Genomic DNA, 23064 nt, shown 5'->3' with positions numbered 1-23064 from the left:
CCCGGTGCGGGCGGTGCTTACGGTTTGCGGGTTACCCAGAGCGCTTCGGCCGGCCAGCGGTGCGCCCAGTCGGGCGGGTCTGTCCGGTTGTAGCCGTTGGCCGTTCCGAGTTCGGGCCGCGGCTCGATGAGGTCGTCGACGACGAGACCCGCGCCGCGCAGGACCCTGATCCAGTCGCCGTAGGTGAGCTGATAGCTGACCGCGCCCTGGTCCTCGGCGATGGTGTCCAGCCCGAAGTAGTCCTGCCGCAGCGTCGTGGTGGCGTGGCCGGCGGCTTCGTCGTAGCAGGCTTCGAACCATGGGCTGGCGACGTTGAACACCAGCCGCCCACCACGGCGCAGGACGCGTGCGGCCTGCGGAACGGCCAGCTGCGGGGGCGCCCAGCTGAGCCCGCCGTAGTCACAGAACACCAGGTCGAAGCTGTCGGCGGCGAACGGCAGGTGTTCGGCGGCGCCCTGCACCAGCGGGTAGCGGGCCGCCCCCATCGCGCGCGCCGCCGCGTCGAGCTGAGCCTCGGACAGGTCGAGCCCGACCACGGTGGCGCCCTCGGCGGCGAGCACCCTCGACCACTGGCCGGCGCCGCAGCCGAGTTCGAGGACGCGCTTCCCGGTGACGTCGCCCAGGGCGCGCAGGTGCGCGTCGGGGATGGCATAGGTGCCCCAGAGCCGGGGCGCTGCGCCGATCTGCGGGTCGTGCTTGTGCTGGTAGGCGCCGCTGAACTGGTTCCAGAACTGCCGGTTGGCCGAAATGCTGTCCACGGGCCGACTCAAGCACTGCCTGCCGGAACGGTCAACACGATTGCGCGGCGACCGGGAAGGTCGGCTCTGGAGAGCGCTGCGGTGCGATGCCGCCCACCTCTCACCGCCGAACGGTTCATGGCCGCGTGCCCGGCTGTCCCGTCCCGCGCAGCGCGAACGCCGCTTCCGTCGTACGGCACAGCGCCTGGACCGCATAGCGCAGGGAGCGCCAGGAAGTCAGGCCCAGGAGGATGCCGAAGGGAGCCGCGGGCCACCACCAGGCGCCGAGCACCGTGAACGCCGTGCCCCAGACAAGGCCCTCGCAGGCCGCGTCATAGGCGTCGCGGGCCTGGGCCAGCGCCGCGCGGGGCTGGTCGGCCGCACTGAGCAGGAGGGTGGTCCAGCTTCCGGCGACGTCCCCGCCGGTCTGCCGTCCGACGTTCTCCTCTGTGCGGCGCAGGCGGTCGCCCGACCAGGTCGGAGACTTCGGCCGCCCGCCCGTTCCGGCCCGTGCGGCCCGTGCGTCGAGGCGGTCGGCACGCAGCGCGTGGCCGTCGGCGCGGGCGCGCACGGAGCGCCGGGCCAGCACGTCCGGTTCGGCCCACCGCCGCACCCGCCACCTGGTCACCCGTCGGCCCACCGGCATCAGCCACCACGGCCAGGCGCCCGCCGCGAGCGAGCCGACCAAGGCTGCCGCGTAGGGCACCGCGAAGGCGGCTCCCAGCACCGGCACCGCGACGAGTACGAGCGAGGCCACGGTGTCCGCTGTCGGGCCGCCGCCCGTTCGCAGGGCATCGGCCATCCGCTCGCGCGCGAGGGCGATGTCGTTCCAGTGGGCATGGCCCAGGTCCCCGCCGCCGACGGCCGCGACGATGACGAACAGTGCGGCGGGCAGCAGCCGTCGCAGGAACCAGCCGTCGGGTATGCGCTTCTGCAACTCGATGAGCAGGCCCATCACCCGTCAGCCGTCCACCAGTCGCATCGGCCCCCCGGCCAGGTCACAGGCCGGTGTGGCGGTAGCCGTCCCGGCGCGTAGTTCGACCCGGCCGCAGCGGCTCGTGGGGCAGACCCAGCCCACCGACTGCGGGGTGGGAGCGCCGGGCCAGTCACCGACGCCCATGGTGGCGGGCAGTCCGAGCCCGTTCGGGACGCCGGCCGCCTCGACCGCGTCGTGCAGCGCTCGTACGGCGTTCCGCCACTCGGCACCGGCCGGATCGGCGTCCCGTACGGCCGGGAAGGCCGACTCCCATACGGCGGACGGGATGAGCGGACGCAGCTCCTCGACGTTGCGGCACAGGTATTCCACGGCGTCCTCGTACACGCTGTGCGCCTTCGCCCCGTCGCCCACCCGAACCCCCCTCTAATCCTGCCTCTAATCCTGTGCAAGCCAAGCTTCCTGACTGTTGATCAGACTAATGTAGGTGTGATGTCCGAGGTTCGGGAACGAGTGGTCGAACGTCTCACCGCCGCGTTCGGCACCGGCGATGTCACGCCTCTGCGCGGCCAGGAGGCCGTCGCCGAGGCACTGGCCCTGCTCGCCGAGGTGACGTCTTCACCGGAGGACTCGATCGACCTCGACGCGGTGGCCGCCGTGTTCTGGACGTTCTGGGGCCGCCACCAGGGCGCGGAGGATCCGGATGCCGTGCGGAACACGGAGGTCGCGGTCTGCACCTTCGGTTTCCTGTGCCCGCGGCTGCCCCCGGAGGCCGGACTCCCCGAATCCCTCAAGGAGGGCTTCGACGCCACCGACCCGTCCCACGAAGCGCGCTTCGCGCACCTGGTGTGCTCGGTCCACGCCGGCGTCGCGGTGGGCGGGACGCCTCAGGAGCGGCCGGCAGCACTCGGCCGCGCCCTCGCCTGGTCGGACGCCGCTCATGAACTCGTGGACGCCGAGGACCAGGTAGGGGTCGTGGAGCTGTCCGTCTACGCACACGACTTGTGGATGCTCCGGTTCCAGACGCAGGCCGACCCGGACGGCCTGGCCAATGCCGCCCGTTACGGCCGGGAGGTGTGCCGGCGGATGGCCGCCGCGCCAGGCCTGTTCGACTCCGACGCGGCACGCGCCGCGGCCTCGGCCTGCCTGCGCACGGTGGTCGACTCCGCCCGGCTCCTCGGCTCTCCCGGACTCGCGCGGGTCGAGCGGCTGATCACGGCTGTGCCGCGGGACACCGTCACTCCGCAGACCGCGGAAGGGCTGCGGTTCCTGCGGATGCTGGATGCCCAGCCCGTCACCTGGCCCGGTGAATTCGACCTGCACGTCGGTACGGCGATCGCTGACGCGGGCATCGCCGAGCAGGACGCGGGACGTGTCGCCTGCGGCGTACGACGGCTGCGGGCGGCGTACGACGACACTCCCGCCGGCCACCCCGAACACGGCACGGTCGCCGTAGCCCTCGGCCGGGCGCTCAGCGCGCTCGCCCAGGTGCGCGAGGACGACGACACGGCCCTGGAGGCGGCCCGGCTGCTCTCCTCTGCCAGTGCCTTGAGCGACGAGCACAGCGACATGCTCGCCACGTACCAGGAGTTCGAGTCGTTGCGCGAGAGCGACGATCCGGACGCCCTGAGACGGGCCGCGCCACTCCTGGACCGCCTCGCCGTACAGGAGAGGGCGAACGCCGCCCGCGAGGGCCGGCCGGTGGACCTCGACATCGAAGCCCTCTCGCTGATCAGCGGATTCGACCCCGCCGACGTCGCATCCGACTCCGGAGCCGGCTCCGACTCTGGCTCTGGCTCTGGCTCCGGCTCCGGCTCCGGATCCGAATCCAACTCCGTCGAACACGGCGTGGGGCGCGCCGACGAGCGCATCGGCCGCTACCGCTCCGCCCTCGCTGTCCTCCCGGCCGATCACCCCAAGCGGTATGCGCACCTCGCGGTCCTGGCCGCCCTCACCGGGTTGCGCGCCGGGGCCCTGCGCTCCAGCGAGCCCGCCCGCGCCGGACTGCTGGACATCGAGTCCCGCGAGCTGACCGAGGAGGTGCTCGCCACCGCCCCGCCCGGCTTTCCCGCGACGGACCTGTTGCGCCGAGGGATCCTGGACGTGGCGCTGCCCGTCGCGGTCCTCGCCGTCACAGCGGACATCACGCGGGAGGAGGACATGCCCGACGACATCCGCCGGACGCTCGACGCGCTGTCCCGGCTGTCCGGCATCAGCCTCGACCGCCCGGAACACCTCGACTCCGCCGTCGCGACCCTCCGCGAGATCCTCGACTCCACGGACGATGACGACCCCGAGCTGCGCCGGCACCTGGCGGGAGCCCTCGGCAGCGCCTTGTCCGCCGGCACCGCGGAGCGGCCCGATCCCGCTGTGCTCGAAGAGGTCGTACGGCTGCTCCGCGAGGCCGGCGCCAATTCCGGCGACTCACCCAGCGAGTACGACCGGATGCTCGCGCACGCCCTCAGCATTCTGTCGCTCGGCTCCCACGACGCGGAGGGCGCGCGTGAGGCGGCGGCCCTGCTCGCCTCCGCACCGCAGCCGACCCCCGAGGAGGCGGCGCTCCAAGAGGACGCGGGCCTGACCCGGACCGACCAGAGAGTGCTGGCCGCACGCGCGGAGTTCCACAACGCCCTGCAGAACTACGTGTTCGGCCATGACCCCGCACAGCTGGAACGGGCCCGGCGGATCGCCCACGGATTGCGGGACCTCACCCGGGCAGGGGCGTCCGAAGGTGACGACCGGCCCTGGTACGACCTGATGGGCGACGCCTATGTCGACCTGGTCGAATCCGTGGGGCCGGGAGGCCCTCGGTCCGACCTCGACGACGCGGTGGTCGAGCAGTGCCGCAGGACGTTCGCGGCCTGCCCGGTCGGACACCCGATGCGGCCCATGACGGCGATGACGCTCGTCAGGGTCCTGATGCAGCGTTCCGCGGCTCTCCGCACCGGCGAACCGGAGAGGGCGCGGGCCCTGCTCACCGAGGCACGGGCCCTGGAGAGCGCCCTGAAGGACGTGACACCGGGCGATTCACCGGTCGACCTGGCCGACGTGATGGGCCCGATGTTCGACCTCATCGGCCTGGACCGCCTTCCGCAGATGTCCGCCACGGATACCGATGGCCCCGTGGACCACCGGGAGGCACCGGGGACGGACCACGCCTCCGGTCCCGTACCCGGCTCGGAGCCGTCCGGGGCCGACGACGACGCCCAGGAGCCGGGGCGCGGTGCCGGTGTCCTGCTCGGGCCGCTCGCCGCCTTCGCGGACGGGCTCCGCTCCCGCCTCGCCGGCCGCGAGCCCGCCGCGGGCTGGGACGACCTCGTCGGTTCCACGTGGATGCGCGCCAACGGCGAGATCGGCGCGGCGGCCCGCGAGATCGGCCGCGGGGAGCAGGGAATCGGCCCGGCGCTGACACACCTCGAAGCGGCCGTCGAGGCGATGACCGGGATCACCGACCGGGGCAGTGACCAGACATCCGCCGAGCACGGTCTGTCCATCTTCGAGGGCGACATCAGAGGGCTGGTCGAGCTGATCCTCTGCACCCTCGAAATGCGCGAGTCAGCGGCGCGGATCGCGGAGCGGACGCGGCTCATGGAAGAGAACCTACGAGCGCAGAAGGCGGGACAGGCGCCCGGCCTCGACGGCCTCCCCGCCCTCGACCACACGGTCCGGGCCCCCGAAGTGGCGCGTACCGCCGAACTGCTGGAACGGGGCCGTGGCCTGCTGCTGGCACGCCGCATCGAGGCCCGCGCCGACATCAGTGATCTGCGGGCCGCGTTCCCGGAACTGGCCGAATCCTTCCAGCGGTTGACCGACCGGCTCGACTCCCGTTCCGAGCCTGACGCCGGGACACCGGGGGCTGCCGAGTGGGCCCGCCTCGCAGCCCTGCGCGCGTCGAACGAACTGGACGATCTCGTACGGCACATCCGCACCCGGCCGGGGTTCGAGGGCTTCCTGCGGCCGCTGACCACGGAGGGGTTCAGGGCGCTCGCCGCCGATGGCCCCATCGTTGTCCTCAACCACGGCAAGAACCGCTGCCACGCCCTCGTCATCACCCAGCAGTCGGTCACCTCGCTGCTCCTCGCTCCCGGGGCCGACGAGATCACCGACGCGGCGCGCCGGCTGCGCGACGCCGTCGACGCGATCAACGCCCGGGGGATGTCCCGCCCCTCCCCGCTTCGACTCGTCGCCGCGGGCAGGACGGTCCGCGAGACTCTGGCGTGGACCTGGCACCGGATCGTGCGCCCGGTCCTGGAGTCCGTCGGGCCGGTGGAACCCACCCCCCGTGACGGCTCGTGGCCGCGCGTCTGGTGGGTGGCGACCGGCGCGTTCAGCGCCCTGCCGCTCCATGCGGCCGAATGCACGGCGCCCGACTGCCCGGAGGACGGCTGCGGCGCCGCCCTCGACACCGTGATCTCGTCGTACGCGCCCGGGCTGCAGACCCTTGCGTACGCGCGAGCACGCGCCCGGCAGCGCGATACGGCCGACCACGGCAGCGCGCTCCTCGTGGCCGCGGCCGAGGACGATCTCCCCGGCGTGGCGGCCGCGGCGGCCCACGCGGCCGAGCTCCTCGGTGCCCGGCCACCGCTGATCGGCCCGGCCGCCACCCGCGAGGCCGTGCTCGCCGCGCTGCACGAGGCCTCGTGGGCGCATTTCGGCTGCCACGCGGCGTCGGACCCGGCGGAACCCTCCGGTGCCCTGCTGCATCTGCCCAGTGGCGAGCCGGTCTCGGTCCTGGAAATCTGCCGGGTGCGCCCGCGCTCGGCACAGCTCGTCTTCCTCGCGGCCTGCGGCACCGCTCGCGCGGCCGAACGCCTGGTGGACGAGGCCATCCACATCACGAGCTCCTTCCTGCTTGCGGGCTTCCCGACGGCGGTCGGCACCCTGTGGAAGATCGACAGCATGCACGCGGACCAGATGACGCGGGACTTCTATCGCCGCACGACCGCCCCGGACAGCCCCAATGCCGCGCACGCGCTGCACGAAACGGTCCGCCAGCTGCGACGCCGCATCCCGGACAAACCACATATATGGGCAACATACGTCCATGCGGGGGCATAGCCCACGATCCCCCTCGGGAGCCCCATACCCCGCCCTGCCCCTGCGCACCGATACGGACCACGCCTCCCGCTTCGCCCCGTCACTCCACGTGCTCGGAACCGGCTCAGAACTTGCTCGGAACTTGCCCGGATCGGGAACCCGGAACGACATCGCTCATGGCCGCACCGCGCTTCCGGACAGTGCGCCCGGGGATTCGTCTCACGCATGACTCATGCGCTGCACGCGGGACAGTGCCCGGAAGCCTCCGACCTGGACCTTCTGGAGCCGGTGCACGCTCACGAGCCGCTGAAGAAGGCGGGTAAGCTCACGACACGTGACTGCTGTGTCTGCGAAGCCTCGCATCCCCAATGTCCTGGCCGGCCGCTACGCCTCCACGGAGCTGGCTGTCCTTTGGTCCCCCGAGCAGAAGGTGAAGCTGGAACGTCAGCTGTGGCTGGCGGTGCTGCGCGCCCAGAAGGACCTCGGGATCGAGGTACCCGACGCCGCTCTCGCCGATTACGAGCGCGTCCTCGACCAGGTCGACCTGGCCTCCATCGCCGAGCGCGAGAAGGTCACCCGGCATGACGTCAAGGCCCGCATCGAGGAGTTCAACGCTCTCGCCGGCCATGAGCAGGTCCACAAGGGCATGACGTCCCGGGACCTCACCGAGAATGTCGAGCAGCTCCAGATCCGGCTCTCCCTGGAACTGATGCGTGACCGCACCGTGGCCGTGCTGGCCCGGCTCGGCCGGCTGGCCGGCGAGTACCGCGAGCTGGTCATCGCCGGTCGCTCCCACAATGTCGCCGCCCAGGCCACGACGCTCGGCAAGCGCTTCGCGACAGCGGCTGACGAGCTGCTGGTGGCCTACGGCCGGCTGGAGGATCTGCTGGTCCGCTATCCGCTGCGCGGGATCAAGGGACCCGTCGGCACCGCCCAGGACATGCTCGACCTGCTGGGCGGCGACGCCGGGAAGCTGGCCGACCTGGAGCAGCGCATCGCAGGCCACCTCGGCTTCGCACAGGCATTCACCTCCGTCGGCCAGGTCTACCCGCGCTCGCTCGACTACGACGTGGTGACCGCGCTGGTACAGCTGGCCGCCGCTCCTTCCTCGGTCGCCAAGACGATCCGGCTGATGGCAGGCCACGAGCTGGTGACCGAGGGTTTCAAGCCCGGTCAGGTCGGCTCGTCCGCGATGCCGCACAAGATGAACACCCGCTCCTGCGAGCGCGTCAACGGTCTGATGGTGATCCTGCGCGGCTACGCGTCGATGACCGGCGAGCTGGCGGGCGACCAGTGGAACGAGGGCGATGTGTCCTGCTCCGTGGTGCGCCGGGTGGCGCTGCCGGACGCGTTCTTCGCGTTCGACGGTCTGGTGGAGACCTTCCTGACGGTGCTCGACGAGTTCGGCGCCTTCCCCGCCGTGGTCGCCCGTGAGCTGGACCGCTACCTCCCGTTCCTCGCCACCACCAAGGTGCTGATGGGCGCGGTCCGCGCGGGTGTCGGGCGTGAGGTCGCCCACGAGGCGATCAAGGAGAACGCGGTCGCTTCCGCCCTGGCCATGCGTGAGCAGGGCACGGAGCGCAACGAGCTGCTCGACAAGCTGGCCGCCGACGAGCGCATCCCGCTGGATCGCGCCCAGCTGGACGAGCTGATGGCCGACAAGCTCTCGTTCACGGGCGCAGCCGGTGACCAGGTCACAGCGCTCGTCTCGCGGATCGAGGAGATCACGAAGCAGCACCCGGAGGCTGCCGGGTACGCGCCTGGCTCCATCCTCTGATGTCGCGCGACAGCGGACGATGACACCCGAAGAGCTCCAGGCCGCCCGTGGCCGCACTGTTCCCGATGTGGCCGCGGGCGGCCTTCGTGTGCTGTTCTGCGGAATCAATCCGAGCCTGATGACTGCTGTCACGGGCCACCACTTCGCTTTCCCCGGCAATCGTTTCTGGCCGGTACTCCATCTGTCGGGTTTCACATCGCGGCAGTTGAGGCCCGCCGAGCAGTCCGAGCTGCTTCAGCACGGGCTGGGCATCACCAACGTGGTCGCCAGGGCCACAGCCCGTGCCGACGAACTCACCGCCGAGGAATTCCGCGCCGGGGGAGAAATCCTCACCGCCAAGGTGGAACGGCTACAACCGCAGTGGCTGGCGGTCGTCGGCATCACGGCCTACCGGACGGCGTTCGGTGAACGGCGGGCCCAGATCGGGCAGCAGGAACGGACGATCGGCGGAGCCCGCGTCTGGGCTCTGCCCAACCCCAGTGGCCTCAACGCCCACTGGACCGCTCAGACAATGGCCGCGGAGTACGGACGGCTCCGCAGTGCTGTCGCCGCGGGGTCTCCCACCAGCGCCGCCGAGAGCTGAGTCCTCAGGCGTCGCGGCGTCGGAGCGCCCACCATCCGGCCAACAGCGTGACCGCGGCCCAGCCGGCGGTGACGGCGAGTCCGGTCCAGGGGCCCAGGCTGCCTTCCGGGTGCTGGTGAAGCACCAACTGTCCGGCCCGGTCCGGCAGATAGCCGGCCGCACCGCCGGCTACGTCCCCGACGACGAACGAGACGATCAGGATGAAGGGGATGAGCAGACTGAGCACGGCAATCGCGCTGCGCAGCAGGACGGTCAGCCCCGCCGCGAACAGTGCCATCAGCGCCAGGTATATCGCTCCTCCGAACGCTGCTCTCAGGGCGCCTGGTTCTCCGAGGCCGATGGCGTACTCCCCCATAAAGAGCTGCCCCACCAGGAACGAACTGAAGGTGGTGAGGAGGCCGACTGCCAGCGCCGCTCCTCCGATGAGCGACATCTTGACCGTGTAGAAGTGGGTGCGGCGCGGAACCGCCGCGAGTGACATGCGCAGCGCGCCGTTGAGATACTCGGACGAAATCGCCGTCGCGCCGAAGCTGATGGCCGCGATCTGGCCGAAGTTCAGCGCGTAGAAGGCGCCGAATACGAGTTCGGCGTCCGCGTCGGCCGCCTCGGCCTGACCGACAGTGGCGAAAGTCAGCACGGTGACGACCATGGTGACGAGGAATACGGCAATCAGGGATCCCGCGACGGATCGCAGCGATCTGATCTTGATCCACTCGGAGTGCAGGACTGTGGTTGTCGACATGGTCAGGTCTCCTGAGGTGTGGTGTGCGCGGCGGCGGAAGCGAATTCGGCGGCACCAGCGGTGAGATCCAGGTAGGCCTGTTCCAAGGTGGTCTGCTCGTCCACGAGCTCCAGGACCGCGATGCCCTCCCTGGCTGCCATCGCTCCGATCTCCTGAGCCTTGACGCCCTCGACGGTCCACCGGCCGTCCTCACCCTGCGCGGCCCGGTAGCCGTCGCGTGCCAGGACCTCGCCGAGCCGGGCGGATTCCGTCGTGCGCATCCGCACCCTGGGCCGGCTACGGGAGTCGAGGAACTCCTGCATCGGCAGGTCGATGAGGAGCCGGCCGCGCCCGAGCACGATCAGATGGTCGGCGAACGACGACGTCTCGTTCATCAGGTGACTGGAGACGAGCACGGTGCGGCCCTCGCGGGCGAGCCGCTTCATCAGCTCCCGGATCCAGACGATTCCCTCCGGATCCAGCCCGTTCGACGGCTCGTCCAGCATGACCACGTCCGGGTCACCGAGCAGCGCCGCCGCTATGCCGAGCCGTTGGCGCATGCCGAGAGAGAACGTCTTGATCCGGCGTCCGCCCACCTGCGCGAGGCCGGCCTCCTCCAGCAACTCCTCGACTCGGCCGCGGCCCATGCGGTTGCTCGTCGCGAGCATCAGCAGGTGGTCGCGGGCCGTCCGCGAACCATGAGCGGCCTGCGGATCGAGGAGCACCCCAACCCGGCGCAACGGCTCGTTGAGGGTCGCGTAGGCCTGACCGCCGACGGTGGCGGAGCCGCCTGTGGGCCGGTCCAGCCCGATGACCAGGCGCATGGTGGTGGACTTGCCTGCACCGTTGGGCCCGAGGAATCCGGTGACCCTGCCGGGCCGCACGCTGAAGGTGAGATGGTCCACGGCGCGGGTCCCGCCGTAGTCCTTCGTGAGCTCGTGGACATCGATACTGGTCATGTCCTCAGCCTGGCCGCCCCGCCGGCGACGGTCCTCCCCCGCAGGAGTGGATCATCTCCCTCTCTCGGGGGAGCCGCCGGGCCCGAGCACGCTGGCACGATGAGCAGCATGCTCCGCTTCCTCCGCCCGTTGACCGCGCAGGTCACCTACACCCGCTGGCTGCATCTGCTCATGCCGTCCGCCGCCGTGAGCGTGTGGATGTTCATCTCGATGGACACGCCGTGGGTCCCCGTCGTCCTCGCGGCGCTGGTCGGCCTGATACCCGGCATGCGGCTCGCGGAGGGGGTCCAGGCGCAGCTCCTGCTCACGCCTGCGGAGCGCGGCACCCCCGAAGCGACCATCTCTGTCGCACCCTCCACTTCCTGGTCCGAGCGCTGGCGGACCGCGCTCTGGCTGGAGGTGCGGCTGCTGTGTGCGGGGCTGGCCGGTCTCGCGACGGTGTGGCTGCCGGCCACGACGGTCGATCTCGTCCGCTCGTCGCTCGGTTCGAGACCGAGCGACGAATGGTTCGCCACCGGCCTCGGACCGCACTGGTGGGCCGCGCTCCTCGCGCCCGTCCCCCTGCTGATCATGTTTCCGGTGATCGTGGGCTGCGGGGAGCTGATCACTGCGGCGGCCCGCTGGCTGCTGGGGCCGACACCCGTCCAGCGACTGACCGTGCTGGAGGAGCGCACCGAACAGCTCCTGGAACGCAACCGGATCGCGCGCGAACTGCACGACTCGATCGGGCACGCCCTGACGGTGGCCGTGGTGCAGGCAGGGGCCGCCAGAGCGGCGCGCGACCCGGAGTTCACCGAACGGGCGCTGGTGGCGATCGAGGAGACCGGCCGCTGCGCGCTCGAAGACCTGGAGCGGGTACTGCGGGTACTGCGCGAGTCCGGTACGCCGCCGGGGCAACGGCCGTCCCTGATCGAGGCGGACCGATTGCTGGACTCCGCGCGGGGAGCCGGGGCCAGAGTCGATGCCGAGGTGTCCGGTCCCCTGGAGCAGGTACCGGGGTCGGTGTCGCGTGAGGGGTACCGCATCCTTCAGGAGTCCCTCACCAATGCCCTGCGGCACTCGCGGGCCTCCCCCGTCCGGGTCCGGATCAGCGTGGCGGAGGGTCGTCTGGAGTTGGAGGTGACCAACCCGTTCACGGGTCCGACCGGTACACCCGGGGGTGGAACGGGGCTGCGGGGGATCCGGGAGAGAGCGGCCCTGCTGGGCGGAATCGCCAAGACAGGCCTGTACGAAGGGAAATGGATGGTGCACGCGAGCCTTCCACTGGAGCACATACGCTGACCTGATGCCGGTTACCGTTCTTCTCGTCGATGACGAACCCCTGGTCCGCGCGGGTCTGCGCGCGGTCTTGGAAGCCCAGCCCGATATCGAGGTCGTCGGTGAGGCGGGAGACGGGGCCGCGGTGATCCCCTTGGTCCGTCAGCTGCGGCCCGATGTCGTCGCGATGGATGTCCGGATGCCGCTGATGGACGGGATCGAGGCGACCAGAGTGGTGCTGCGCACGGTGCCGGATCCGCCGAAGATCCTTGTGGTGACGACATTCGAGAATGACGAGTACGTCTATGAGGCGCTGCGTGCGGGGGCGGACGGTTTCCTCCTGAAGCGGGCCCGGCCCGCCGAGATAGTGAACGCGGTGCGGCTGGTGGCGGAGGGCGAGTCCCTGTTGTTCCCGGCGGCGGTCCGGCAGCTGGCCGCCGAGTACGGGACGAACAGGGCGCGCGAGGCCATGGACCGGGCTTCGCTCACCGAGCGCGAGGCCGCTGTGCTGCGGCTGATGGCGCGGGGGCTGTCCAACGCGGAGATCGCGGACAGGCTCGTGGTGGGGGTACAGACAGTAAAGACCCATGTCAGCGCCGTACTCGCGAAGTTGGGCGCCCGCGACCGCACGCAGGCCGTCATCGCCGCATATGAGTCCGGCTTCGTCGCACCCAGCTGAGCCGGGACCGCACCAGGAACAGAGCCGGACCGGGGCAGAACCACAGCACAGCACCGAAGCCAGGCCGAAGCCGGACCGGAGGAGGGCTACAACACAGACCGAAGCCAGGGCAGAGCCAGGCCGAAGCCGGGCTGAACGCGGGCCGGCTGCGGGACGGGCCCGGACCGGAATCGGGCGTGGGGCCGGATGGTCGCGGTCCTTCGCGGGCGGCGTCGCGTCCCGCGGTCGCCCCGTCCCTGTGCAACGAGTACCATCCGCCTGACATGCGCACGAGCTGGGAGGACACACCGTGGGCCGGCTGACCGGTGGGGACCCGTCGTTGCTGCGTCGGATCAATTCCGCGGTGGTACTGCACGCCCTCAGGGGCGCCGGTTCCCCGACCCTCACGGACCTGACGCGGATCACCGGGCTTTCGCGGCCGACGGTCGAGGGCGTCGTCGAGGGGCTCTTCGAGGCCGGCCTGGTCGTGGAGTCGGCGCCCGACGGCGCCGAGGCACGACGGCAGGGGCGCCCGGCCAGGCGTTTCCGGTTCCGCGCCGAGGCCGGGCACCTGCTGGGCATCGAGATCGGCCCGCACCGGGTCTCGGCGCTGCTGTCGGGCCTGGACGGCCGGATCATCGGCGCCGGCTCACGTGCGGTGTCCGAGACCGCCTGTGCCGACGACCGCCTCGACAAGGTGCGGACCGTGGTCGCCGAGGTCCTGCGGCGGACGGGTGTGGCCCGCAGCAGCCTGCGGGCGGTCGGGGTCGGCAGCCCCGGCATCGTGGAGGCCGACGGCACGGTCAGGCTGGGCACCGCGCTTCCGGGCTGGACCGGCCTGGCCCTGGGTGAGCGGCTTCGGCGGTCCTTCCGCTGCCCTGTGCTCGTGGAGAACGATGCGAACGCCGCAGCGGTCGCGGAGCACTGGAAGGGCGCGGCCACCGAGTCCGACGACATCGTGTTCGTGCTGGCGGGGCTGAGTCCGGGGGCGGGTTCGCTGATCGGCGGACGGCTGCACCGCGGCTTCGGCGGTGCGGCGGGCGAGATCGGTGCGCTGCATCTGCTCGGCCGTGACGTCACACCGGAGCGGCTGCTGTCCACGACGGACACACCTCTGGACCCGCTCGACGAGCATGCGGTGGCCGCGGTGTTCGCGAAGGCGCGGCACGGCGACGAGCAGGCGCAGGCTGCGGTCGAGCGCTTCATCCAGCGGCTGGTCCACGATGTCGCCGCGCTGGTGCTGGCGCTCGATCCTGAGCTGGTGGTCGTCGGAGGGTGGGCGGCCGGACTGGACGGGGTGCTCAACCCCCTCCGCGGTGAGCTGGCCCGCTACTGCCTGCGGCCCCCACGGGTGGCTCTGTCACTGCTCGGCGAGGCGGCTGTGGCGACAGGGGCGCTGCGGCTGGCGCTCGACCACGTGGAGGAGCAGTTGTTCGCGGTGGAGGGAACGGTGACGGCCCGCCGCTGAGCGCGACGGGCCGTAGGGCGCGAGTCCCGGCGCACCCGCCGGGAGGCAGCCGGCCAGGAGACAGCCGGTCAGCAGGAAGCCGGTCGGTGAACAGCCGGTCAGTAGGCGGCCGGTCGGTGAACAGCCGACCGGGAGGCCCGGCCGTCAGGAGGCCTGGCGCTCCTGGTCGTGGTGGCTGATCTCCACGTCGCCCGAGTCACCGAAGGTGAGCCGGCACGTGTCGGCCCGGTAGGTGGCGATGGAGACGGCCGCCGTGCCGCCCGCGGCGAGGTAGCGGGTGGTGACGACGAGGACCGGGGCCCCCGGAAGCCGGTCGAGCTCCTTGGCATCGTCCGCGCGGGCGGAGCCGAGCTCCACCGAACGGTCCTGCCCGTCGAGCCCGAGCCGGTGCAGTTCACGCACGACACCGCGGGCCCTGGCGGAGCCGGACGGGGCGTCTATCGCGGAGAGCTCGGGAACGGAGGACGACGGCACGTACAGCAGCTCCGCCGCGACGGCCTGCCCGTGGGAGACGCGGATCCGCCGCACGACGTGGACGAGCTCGTCGCCCGCCACGTCGAGCACCTCGGCCACCGCGGCAGGGGCGGTCGCGGCCCGGCAGTCCACCGGCTGCCACGCCTCGCCCGCGCCGCCTCCGCTCCAGTCGTGCTGAGCGGTGGAGACGGCGACACCCACGCGCGGCGGCGCGACCGTGGTCCCGACCCCCCGCCGGCGCTGCAGTCTGCCTTCGAGTTCGAGCTGCTCCAGCGCCTGCCGGAGCGTGGCTCGGGCGACGCCGAACCGGGCGGCGAGCTCCCGCTCGTTGGGAAGGATCTCCCCCACCGCAAAGTCCGAGTCGAGTGCCTCACTGAGCACGGTCTTCAGGTGCCAGTACTTCGGCTCCGGTACCGATTCCAGCTGCGTGGTCCCCACCCTTGTCCTCCGCAATCGCCCAGCGGCTTTTCCGCGACGTTATTTATTAAAGGTTCCTGTCTTAACGTTGCGACCATAGGACGGCGCACCCCCTTGGTCAAGACCAATCCTTAGCCGGTAACCCTGTGAAACGAGGCGCTGTCGCAGAGCGTTCACAGGGCGTTCGCGGACCGGTGAGCCGTACGCAGCACAAAGCCCCACGTCCGGGCAGGTCCGTGGGGCTTCAAGAACGTTCCGCGCACTGATGGCCGACGACGGTGACCGGGCGGCGACTTCACGCAGGAGCAGCCGGAACAAGATGCACGGAAATCAGCGGGAACGCGAAGAAATCACGCGATTGCGACAGGCGACGGATCCCGGCGATCACACGTCGTCGAATGACGTGAGTTTGTCGGGGTTTCGAACGATATACACGCACCGGACAAGCCCGTCCCGTACATCCACTTGCATGACGGAATCAGGCTTGCCGCCGATGAGGACCAGCAGCGCCGGCCCGCCGTTCAGCTCAAGGCTCCGGATCTCCACGTCCGGGATCGGCTCCTGTGCGACGGCGAGGAGGAAGCGGCTGACCTTGTCCGCGCTCTCCAGGATCCGCAGGGGCGCCTTCGACTTCCCGCCGCTGTCACCGACGAGGCGTACGTCCGGCGCGAGGAGCGCGAGCAGCGCATCGATGTCTCCGCCCGCGGCCGCCGCGAGGAAACGCTCCGTCAGGTCGCGGCGTTGGACGGGATCGACGTCGTAGCGGGGCTTGCGCTCCTCCACATGGCGTCGGGCCCGCCCGGCGAGCTGGCGGACGGCGGCCTCCGTCCGGTCGAGTGTCGTGGCGATCTCGCCGTACGGAAAGCCGAAGGCCTCACGCAGCACGAAGACGGCGCGCTCCAGCGGGGACAGCGATTCGAGGACGACGAGCACCGCGACGGAGACGGAGTCGGCGAGCACGGCCCGCTCCACCGTATCGGGCACCGCGGGGCCGAAGTCGGTGACGAGGGGTTCGGGCAGCCAGGGCCCCACGTACGCCTCGCGCCGCGACCGGAGCTGGCGCAGGCGGTCGATGGCCAGCCGGGTGACGGTCCTGACCAGGAAGGCGCGCGGCTCGCGCACGTCCTCCCGCACCACGGTCGACCAGCGGAGCCACGCCTCCTGGACCACGTCCTCCGCGTCGGCGATCCGGCCGAGCATGCGGTAGGCGACCCCGGTGAGCACGGGTCTGTGCTCTTCAAAGACGTCGGTCACGATGTCGGTTGTCACCGCCCCATCCCAGCCGACGGGCCGCACGCTGTCCAGTTCGAATCGCGAGGACCTCTTGAACTCCAAGCTACCTGACGGTAATTGTTGTTGACGACTTGTCTAAGTCGTCGACAGGCGCGGCCGCCCCGTGCCGGAATATCCGGGAGCGTCCCCATGGCAACCACGGCCTCGTTCACCGTCGGCACACCCGCCGGGCCCCGGCCCGTGTCCGTCGCGTACGAGCGGACGGGTGCCGGGGAACCGCTGCTGCTCCTCCACGGCATCGGCCACCACCGCCAGGCCTGGGACCCGGTGGTCCCCGTCCTCGCCGTGGAACGGGACGTCATCGCCGTCGACCTGCCGGGCTTCGGCGCCTCGCCCGCACTGCCCGACGGTCTCCGGTACGACCTGACGACCGTGGCGTCGCTGCTGGACTCCTTCTGCGAGGAGCTCGGCCTGGACCGCCCCCATGTCGCGGGCAACTCGCTCGGCGGGCTGCTGGCGCTGGAGCTGGGGCGCGAGAAGCGCGTGCGCTCGGTGACGGCGCTCTCGCCCGCCGGGTTCTGGACCGAGCGCGAGCGGCGCTACGCCTTCGGCACGTTGCGCGCCATGCGGCTGGCCGCCGGTTCCATACCGCTGCCGCTCATAGAGCGGCTCTCCCGCACGCCGGCCGGCCGGGCGGTGCTGACGAGCACCATCTACGCCCGGCCCGGCCGCCGTTCACCTGAGGCTGCGGTACGGGAGACGGTCGCCCTGCGCGAGGCCACCGGCTTCCACCAGACGCTGGCCGCCGGACGCGATGTCATGTTCACCGACGACGTGCCGGGGCTGCCGGTCACCATCGCGTGGGGCAGCGGCGACCGGCTGCTCCTGCGCCGCCAGGGGATCCGGGCCAAGCAGACCCTTCCCGGTGCCCGGCTGGTCCGGCTGCCCGGCTGCGGCCATGTCCCGATGAGCGACGACCCCGCTCTCGTGGCGCGGGTCGTTCTCGACACCAGCCGCTGAATCCGGCACGGGCACGGCCCCACGCCGGTTCAGGACACCCGAGCCGAAGGCCACGCCCAGCCCGACCAGGCAGCTTCCGGCGGCCTGCGCGACACCGTAGGAGCCGGTGCCGACCAGGGGGGCGGTGAGCGCGGCGGAGACCGGGACCAGCCCGCAGAAGAGCGTGGCGCGCTCGGCGCCGATGCGCGCCAGGCCCATGTACCAGCAGACGAACCCGATGACCGTGACGACGGCGGCCTGCCACAGGAGCGCCAGCGCCTCACCGCCCGTGGGCATCGGCAGGAAGCCTCCGCCGTCCAGCAGCAGACCCAGTACGACCGATTCCACCGCGGCGATCACACAGACCGTGGCGGACAGCAGCCGCGGACCGAGCGGACGCAGAACGGGTACGGCGATGACCGCGAAGCCCACCTCACCGGCCAGCGCGCCGACGGAGCAGAGGATGCCCGCCAGGTCGGTACGGCCCCAGCCCTGCACGGTGAAGGCTCCCGCGGCGACCAGCCCCGCCGCGTAGAGCACGGGCCGCGTCGGCCGGCGCCCGTCCAGCAGCGGCACGAGCACCGCCACGACGATCGGCGCGCACCCGACGAAGACGCCCGGAACAGCAGGTTCCGCACTCCGCTCCGCGGTCAGGACGGCCAGGTTGAAGCCGACCATTCCGACCGCCGCGAGCAGGGCAAGGCGCGCCCACTGGCGGCCGCTGAGTGTGCGCAGCGTGGCCGTGGGCGGGGGCGCTCCGCCCCGTCGCAGCAGAGGCAGGAGCAGCAGCCCAGCCAGTCCGTAGCGCAGCGCCTGGCCGCCCGCGTACGGGTAGTCGCCGAGGACACTGTTGGCGGTGAAGGAGGCACCCACGAGGATGCAGGCGAAGGCGGCGAGCAGTGCGCCGCGCAGAGAGGTCGAATTCATGGTGCCAACGCTATGGAGCGCGGCGGTCCGGTTTAAGGTCCACTTCCATGACGTCTTCGGGGACCAATCCAGGACCGGACAGCGACGGCGGCGGGGGCGACGGGGACGGGGAACCGGTCTCCGCCGCGTGGGAGCTGCTGCTTCCGGCAGCGTCCGCCCCTGCGCGCGGTCGCGGTCGCGCCCTCCAGTCGGCGTTGCGCGACGCCGTCCGGTCGGGCCGCCTGACGCCGGGCACCCGGCTTCCGTCCAGTCGTGAGCTCGCGGCCGATCTCGGTGTCTCACGGGGTCTGGTCACCGAAGCGTACGAGCAGCTGACCGCCGAGAGCTATCTGCACAGCGGGCGCGGGGCGGGCACCTGGGTGAGCGGATCGGTCCGGGCCGCCGCGGACCGGGCCCGCGATCTCGCGCCGCGCGGACCCGGCACCCTCGTCGACTTCCGGCCCGGTACGCCGGACCTCTCGCTCTTTCCGCGCAGTGCCTGGGCCGCCGCTCACCGTTCGGTGCTCGGCAGGCTGGCGCACAGCGCCCTGGGCTATCCCGATCCACGTGGGCTGCCCGAGCTGCGGGTGGCGCTGGCCGCCCTGCTGGCGAGGCGTCGCGGGGTGGTGGCAGATCCGGAGCGCCTGCTGGTCTGTTCGGGCGTGGCGCAGGCGACGACGCTGCTCGGGTTCGTACTGCGTGAACGCGGTTTGCGCACCGTCGGTGTCGAGGATCCGGGGAGCCCCGAGCACGCCATGCTCTTCGCCTCTACGGGCCTTGCCACGGACCGGCTGCCGCTGGATGACGAAGGGCTGGCCATGGAGCCGCTGACGCGCTCCGGGGTGCGTGCCGTGATGACCACACCGGCCCATCAGTTCCCCACCGGGATCGCGTACTCCGCCGCCCGCCGGAGCCGGCTCCTGGACTGGGTGAGGGAGGTGGACGGGGTGATCATGGAGGACGACTACGACGGTGACTTCCGCTACGACCGGGCGCCCGTCGGAGCGCTGCAGGGGCTGGATCCGGAACATGTCGTGTACACCGGGTCCGTGAGCAAATCGCTGGCACCCGGTCTGCGGCTGGGGTGGCTGCTGGCACCGGCGTCGATGACGGAAGAGATCGTCGACCGCAAGCGCACGATGGATCTCGGAAATCCTGCCGTCGACCAGGCGGTTCTCGCCGATTTCGTCACCCGGGGCGGCTATGACCGTCAGCTGCGGCGCTGCCAGCGCGCCTACCGGGCGCGCCGCGACACCCTGACCGCCGCGCTGGCCGAGCACTTCCCCGGTACCGAGGTGAGCGGTATCGCCGCCGGGCTGCACATCATCGCCCGGCTGCCCGAACGGTACGGTCCAGAGGCCGGTTTCGCCGCCCGCGCCGCTGAGGCCGGAATCGCGCTGCGGCTGATGAGCGACTGCGGAACCGTGCGCCCGGCGGACCGCTCCGTGAGCCTGGTGCTGGGTTACGCGCAACTGGCACCGGTGGACATCGCGCGCGGGGTACGGCTGCTGGCGGAGGCTCAGCAGGGCTCGCGCCGAGAGGAACGCCCACCGCCCGGGGCAGCACGGGGCGTGGCTCGAACACCCCGGCCAACCGGCCAAAAACCGACGATAGGCGACTAGATCCACACTTAACCCATCGGTCACAAGGCGTTCGTGATCAGGCAACACCGCTGCGTCACAGTGAAGGCATGACTGATGTGACATCCGCCAGGAGCGCCCGCCGCCCCCACCACTGGCGTCGGGATCTCATCGAACTCGCCGCCCTGTTCACCGCGGTCGCCGTGGCCGACGCGATCGCCAACCTGATCGGGCACCAGCCGGACGGGCCGTATCTGCTCATCGCCTCGGCCCTGGCGCTGACCGCGACCGCCGCGTTCCACACCTGGTGGGCTCGGCGGCACAGCCACGCCCCGCCGCCGGATACCGACGGGGCGACCGGCCCCGACGCCGCCCCGCCGCCGGCCACGGCGGCCGTCCACCTGAACCCGGGCCCGGCATCAGCGCCGGCACCGGCAGCCGGCACCGATTCCGCCGGGACGACGCTGTGGCGGATGCGCACCACGGTCAGGGACGCGCCCGGCAGCCTGGCCGCCCTCTGCATCGTGCTGGCCCAGCACCGTATCGACATCCTGACCCTGCAGACGCACCCGCTGGCCCGGGGGACGGTCGACGAGTTCCTGCTGCGCGCACCCGCCGCGCTGCCGGCTTCGCGGCTGACCCGCGCGATCTCCGACGCCGGCGGCAGCTCCACCTGGATCGAGCGCGCCGACGCCCATGACCTGGTGGACGCCCCGACCCGGGTGCTCGGCCTCGCCACCCGTACCGCGCTGGACGCCGCGGAACTCCCGCTCGCCCTGCGACAGCTGCTGGGCCGGTGCACCATCCACTCGCTGCCCGCCGTCTCGGTCACCGGACGCGCCACCGGGGAGACCGCGCCCGTCGAAGGGGTGCTGGAGGAGACGGTGATGCGGCTGCGTGATCCGTCGGGCGGCGTCATCACGGTGGAGCGCCCCTATCTTCCGTTCACGCCCACCGAGTTCGCCAGGGCCCGCGCCCTGGTCGAGCTGGATGCCCGGCTCGGCCCCCGGGTCCCGCGCAGCGAGCACGTGCTCACCCTCCCCGAGGGCAACGAGATCACCGTGCGCCGGGCGGACCACGCCGACCTCGAAGCGGCCCGCGCCATGCACGACCGCTGCACCGAGCAGACGCTGCGGCTGCGCTACCACGGCCCGGTCCGCGACGCCGACCGCTACCTCGACCACCTGCTGAGCCCCCGCTTCGGCCGCACCCTCGCCGTGCAGACGGCCTCCGGGCGGCTGGTCGCCCTCGGCCATCTGCTCTGGGACGGCGACGAGACCGAGGTGGCCCTCCTCGTCGAGGACGACTGGCAGCGCCGGGGCATCGGCTCCGAGCTGCTCGCCCGGCTGGTCGCGCTCGCCGTCGAGGCCGGCTGCGAGAGCGTCTACGCCGTCACCCAGGCGTCCAACACCGGCATGGTCGCCGCCATGCGCGCGCTCTCGCTGCCGCTCGACTACCAGATCGAGGAAGGCACGCTGGTGATCACCGCCCGGCTGAGCTCGGCTCCGGAACGGTCCCTGCCGCTGCCCCCGCACCTGCGGGCACATCACTGAATCCCTGACGTACCACGGGCTCCTCGCCGCTGAGCGCCTGGCAGAGATCGGCCCAGAGGTCCTCGACGTCCTCCAGGCCGACCGACATGCGCAGCAGCCGGTCGCCCACCCCCGCCGCCCGCCGGTCTCCTTCATCCACAATGCGGTGGCTGATCGAGGCGGGGTGCTGGATCAGACTGTCCACGCTGCCGAGACTGACGGCGGGCGTGATGAGCCGTACCGCGGCGATGACCCGGTGCGGGTCCCCGAAGACCTCGAAGGACACCATCGCGCCGCCCAGTTCCGGGTAGTGGACGCGGGCGATCCGCGGGTCGGCGGCCAGCCTGCGGGAGAGTTCGGCGGCGCTGGCGGACGCGGCGCGCACCCGGACCGGAAGCGTGGAGAGACCGCGCAGCAGCAGGTATCCGGCCATCGGATGCAGCACCCCGCCGGTGGCGAACCGCACCTGGCGCAGCCGGGCGGCGAACTCCTCGTCACAGGCGACGACTCCGCCCATCACGTCCCCGTGGCCCCCCAGGTACTTCGTCGCACTGTGCAGCACGATCCGCGCCCCGTGCTCGACGGGACGCTGGAGAACCGGGGTCGCGAAGGTGTTGTCGACGAGCAGCGGCACGGAGCCGCAGGAGTGCGCGACCGCCCGGACATCCACTTCCCCGAGCGTCGGGTTGGCCGGTGTCTCCACCATCACCAGGCCCGTGTCTGGGCGGATCGCGTCGGCGATGCCCGCCGGATCGGTCCAGGTCACCTCGGTGCCGAGCAGCCCGGCGCCGAGCAGATGGTCGCTGCAGCCGTACAGCGGGCGGACGGCCACCACGTGGCGCAGTCCGATGCTCGCGCGGGCCAGCAGGACGGCGGTGAGCGCGGCCATCCCGCTGGCGAACGCCACGGCGCTCGCGGTCCCTTCGAGCCGGGCCAGGGCCGTCTCGAACCGGGCGGTGGTCGGGTTGTCGAGCCGGGCGTAGACCGGCGGCCCGTCGAGCCGGGCGCCGGTGGCGGCGAAGGAGTCGATCCGCTCCGCCTCCGCCCTGGAGTCGTACGAGGGGTAGGTGGTGGACAGGTCGATCGGCGGGGCGTGCAGGCCGAGAGCCGCGAGATCGTCGCGTCCGGCGTGTACGGCTTCGGTGGCCAGCGCCCTGGACCGGGTTGTCGTCGAGGGCGCCATCGAGGCTTCGGTGTCCATGTCACTACTCTGAACAGCTGCCGGGATATCCGTACCAAGGGCCGTGCTACGTTCGGCAGATGACCGATTCCATCGCCCTGGACACGGTGGATCTGCACATTCTGCGCCTGTTGCAGAACGATGCACGGACCACCTACCGGGATCTCGCGGCCGAGGTCGGGGTCGCCCCCTCGACGTGCCTGGACCGGGTCGCCCGGATGCGCCGCACGGGCGTCATTCTCGGCCATCAGCTGCGACTGGACCCGGCCAGGATGGGACGCGGTCTGGAGGCGCTGCTGTCCGTCCAGGTGCGGCCGCACCGCAGGGAGCTCATCGGCCCGTTCGTCGACCGGATCAGGACATTGCCGGAGTCCCGGGCACTGTTCCATCTGACCGGACCGGACGACTATCTGGTGCATGTGGCCGTCACCGATACCGCTGACCTGCAACGGCTGGTGCTGGACGAGTTCACCTCGCGCCGCGAAGTGGCCCGGGTGGAGACCCGGTTGATCTTCCAGCAGTGGGAGTGCGGACCGCTGCTGCCGCCCGCCGCGACCACCGCCCGGCCGCCCGCGTGTCAGGTCTCCGAGCCCGGTTGATGGTGACGCGGAG

18 protein-coding genes and 1 pseudogene are annotated in these 23064 nt (G+C 71.6%); 10 read left to right on the top strand and 9 right to left on the bottom strand.

Translation table 11 applies throughout. The annotated features are described in order from the left end of the window. Positions 1-17: 17 nt before the first annotated feature. The 3 genes from ACFVQ0_RS23605 to ACFVQ0_RS23595 all read right to left on the bottom strand — a co-directional run bounded on the left by ACFVQ0_RS23605 (position 18) and on the right by ACFVQ0_RS23595 (position 2085). Entirely contained in the window at positions 18-758 is a 741-nt protein-coding gene (locus ACFVQ0_RS23605; RefSeq protein WP_390091046.1) for a class I SAM-dependent methyltransferase, read from the bottom strand. Between the two features lie 115 nt (positions 759-873). Then, positions 874-1692: a hypothetical protein gene (locus tag ACFVQ0_RS23600; protein ID WP_390091045.1), complete on the bottom strand. Its 819-nt coding sequence runs from the start codon at positions 1690-1692 to the stop codon at positions 874-876. Positions 1693-1698: 6 nt separating this feature from the next. After that, entirely contained in the window at positions 1699-2085 is a 387-nt protein-coding gene (locus tag ACFVQ0_RS23595; protein WP_390091043.1) for a hypothetical protein, read from the bottom strand. 78 nt (positions 2086-2163) lie between these two features. Here ACFVQ0_RS23595 and ACFVQ0_RS23590 point away from each other — a divergent pair, with 78 nt between their 5' ends. From ACFVQ0_RS23590 to mug, 3 genes are all read left to right on the top strand, one after another. Further along, a complete protein-coding gene (locus ACFVQ0_RS23590; protein WP_390091041.1) occupies positions 2164-6729 on the top strand; it encodes a CHAT domain-containing protein in 4566 nt (1521 codons plus the stop codon). A gap of 313 nt (positions 6730-7042) precedes the next feature. Next, complete coding sequence (gene purB / locus ACFVQ0_RS23585) at positions 7043-8485, top strand: adenylosuccinate lyase (RefSeq protein ID WP_390091039.1); 1443 nt, start codon at positions 7043-7045, stop codon at positions 8483-8485. 19 nt (positions 8486-8504) lie between these two features. Next, positions 8505-9068, top strand: coding sequence for a G/U mismatch-specific DNA glycosylase (gene mug, locus ACFVQ0_RS23580; RefSeq protein ID WP_390091038.1), 564 nt, complete (start codon positions 8505-8507; stop codon positions 9066-9068). Between the two features lie 4 nt (positions 9069-9072). On the opposite strand, the gene ACFVQ0_RS23575 is transcribed toward mug, so the two are convergent. Together ACFVQ0_RS23575 and ACFVQ0_RS23570 are read right to left on the bottom strand one after the other, a co-directional pair. After that, positions 9073-9810, bottom strand: a complete 738-nt coding sequence (locus tag ACFVQ0_RS23575; protein ID WP_390091036.1) for an ABC transporter permease — start codon at positions 9808-9810, stop codon at positions 9073-9075. 2 nt (positions 9811-9812) lie between these two features. Next, a complete protein-coding gene (locus ACFVQ0_RS23570) occupies positions 9813-10748 on the bottom strand; it encodes an ABC transporter ATP-binding protein (RefSeq protein WP_390091034.1) in 936 nt (311 codons plus the stop codon). 108 nt (positions 10749-10856) lie between these two features. On the opposite strand from ACFVQ0_RS23570, the gene ACFVQ0_RS23565 reads away from it, so the two are divergent. The 3 genes from ACFVQ0_RS23565 to ACFVQ0_RS23555 all read left to right on the top strand — a co-directional run bounded on the left by ACFVQ0_RS23565 (position 10857) and on the right by ACFVQ0_RS23555 (position 14131). Then, positions 10857-12029 carry a sensor histidine kinase gene (locus ACFVQ0_RS23565; RefSeq protein ID WP_390091359.1) on the top strand — a complete coding sequence of 391 codons (1173 nt, stop codon included), beginning with the start codon at positions 10857-10859 and terminating at the stop codon, positions 12027-12029. Between the two features lie 4 nt (positions 12030-12033). Next, a complete protein-coding gene (locus ACFVQ0_RS23560; protein ID WP_390091032.1) occupies positions 12034-12684 on the top strand; it encodes a response regulator in 651 nt (216 codons plus the stop codon). Between the two features lie 289 nt (positions 12685-12973). Then, complete coding sequence (locus ACFVQ0_RS23555; protein ID WP_073736232.1) at positions 12974-14131, top strand: ROK family transcriptional regulator; 1158 nt, start codon at positions 12974-12976, stop codon at positions 14129-14131. 144 nt (positions 14132-14275) lie between these two features. Here ACFVQ0_RS23555 and ACFVQ0_RS23550 read toward each other — a convergent pair whose 3' ends face one another. Beyond that, a complete protein-coding gene (locus tag ACFVQ0_RS23550; RefSeq protein WP_390091030.1) occupies positions 14276-15043 on the bottom strand; it encodes a GntR family transcriptional regulator in 768 nt (255 codons plus the stop codon). A 363-nt stretch (positions 15044-15406) separates the two neighbouring features. Beyond that, a complete protein-coding gene (locus tag ACFVQ0_RS23545; RefSeq protein ID WP_390091028.1) occupies positions 15407-16291 on the bottom strand; it encodes an RNA polymerase sigma-70 factor in 885 nt (294 codons plus the stop codon). 153 nt (positions 16292-16444) lie between these two features. Here ACFVQ0_RS23545 and ACFVQ0_RS23540 point away from each other — a divergent pair, with 153 nt between their 5' ends. Next, the gene (locus ACFVQ0_RS23540; RefSeq protein WP_390091026.1) at positions 16445-17275 is read left to right on the top strand and encodes an alpha/beta fold hydrolase; all 831 of its coding nucleotides are present in this window, start codon (positions 16445-16447) and stop codon (positions 17273-17275) included. A 57-nt stretch (positions 17276-17332) separates the two neighbouring features. Here ACFVQ0_RS23540 and ACFVQ0_RS23535 read toward each other — a convergent pair. Beyond that, a pseudogene (locus tag ACFVQ0_RS23535) lies at positions 17333-18181 on the bottom strand (DMT family transporter); the annotation flags it as partial. 47 nt (positions 18182-18228) lie between these two features. Here ACFVQ0_RS23535 and ACFVQ0_RS23530 point away from each other — a divergent pair. Together ACFVQ0_RS23530 and ACFVQ0_RS23525 are read left to right on the top strand one after the other, a co-directional pair. Then, positions 18229-19782 carry a PLP-dependent aminotransferase family protein gene (locus ACFVQ0_RS23530; protein ID WP_390091024.1) on the top strand — a complete coding sequence of 518 codons (1554 nt, stop codon included), beginning with the start codon at positions 18229-18231 and terminating at the stop codon, positions 19780-19782. Between the two features lie 68 nt (positions 19783-19850). Beyond that, positions 19851-21293, top strand: a complete 1443-nt coding sequence (locus tag ACFVQ0_RS23525; protein WP_390091022.1) for a GNAT family N-acetyltransferase — start codon at positions 19851-19853, stop codon at positions 21291-21293. On the opposite strand, the gene ACFVQ0_RS23520 is transcribed toward ACFVQ0_RS23525, so the two are convergent. Next, entirely contained in the window at positions 21223-22473 is a 1251-nt protein-coding gene (locus tag ACFVQ0_RS23520; RefSeq protein ID WP_390091020.1) for a trans-sulfuration enzyme family protein, read from the bottom strand. The genes ACFVQ0_RS23525 and ACFVQ0_RS23520 overlap by 71 nt on opposite strands. 59 nt (positions 22474-22532) lie before the next feature. On the opposite strand from ACFVQ0_RS23520, the gene ACFVQ0_RS23515 reads away from it, so the two are divergent. Then, complete coding sequence (locus ACFVQ0_RS23515) at positions 22533-23051, top strand: Lrp/AsnC family transcriptional regulator (RefSeq protein WP_390091019.1); 519 nt, start codon at positions 22533-22535, stop codon at positions 23049-23051. The last annotated feature ends 13 nt before the right edge of the window (positions 23052-23064 follow it).

The sequence above is a fragment of the Streptomyces sp. NPDC057900 genome (assembly GCF_042887885.1).
In the GTDB taxonomy this organism is placed as follows: Bacteria; Actinomycetota; Actinomycetes; order Streptomycetales; family Streptomycetaceae; genus Streptomyces.
The sequence above is the reverse complement of the archived record's forward strand: the minus strand, read 5'-3'. Positions and strand labels throughout refer to the sequence as shown.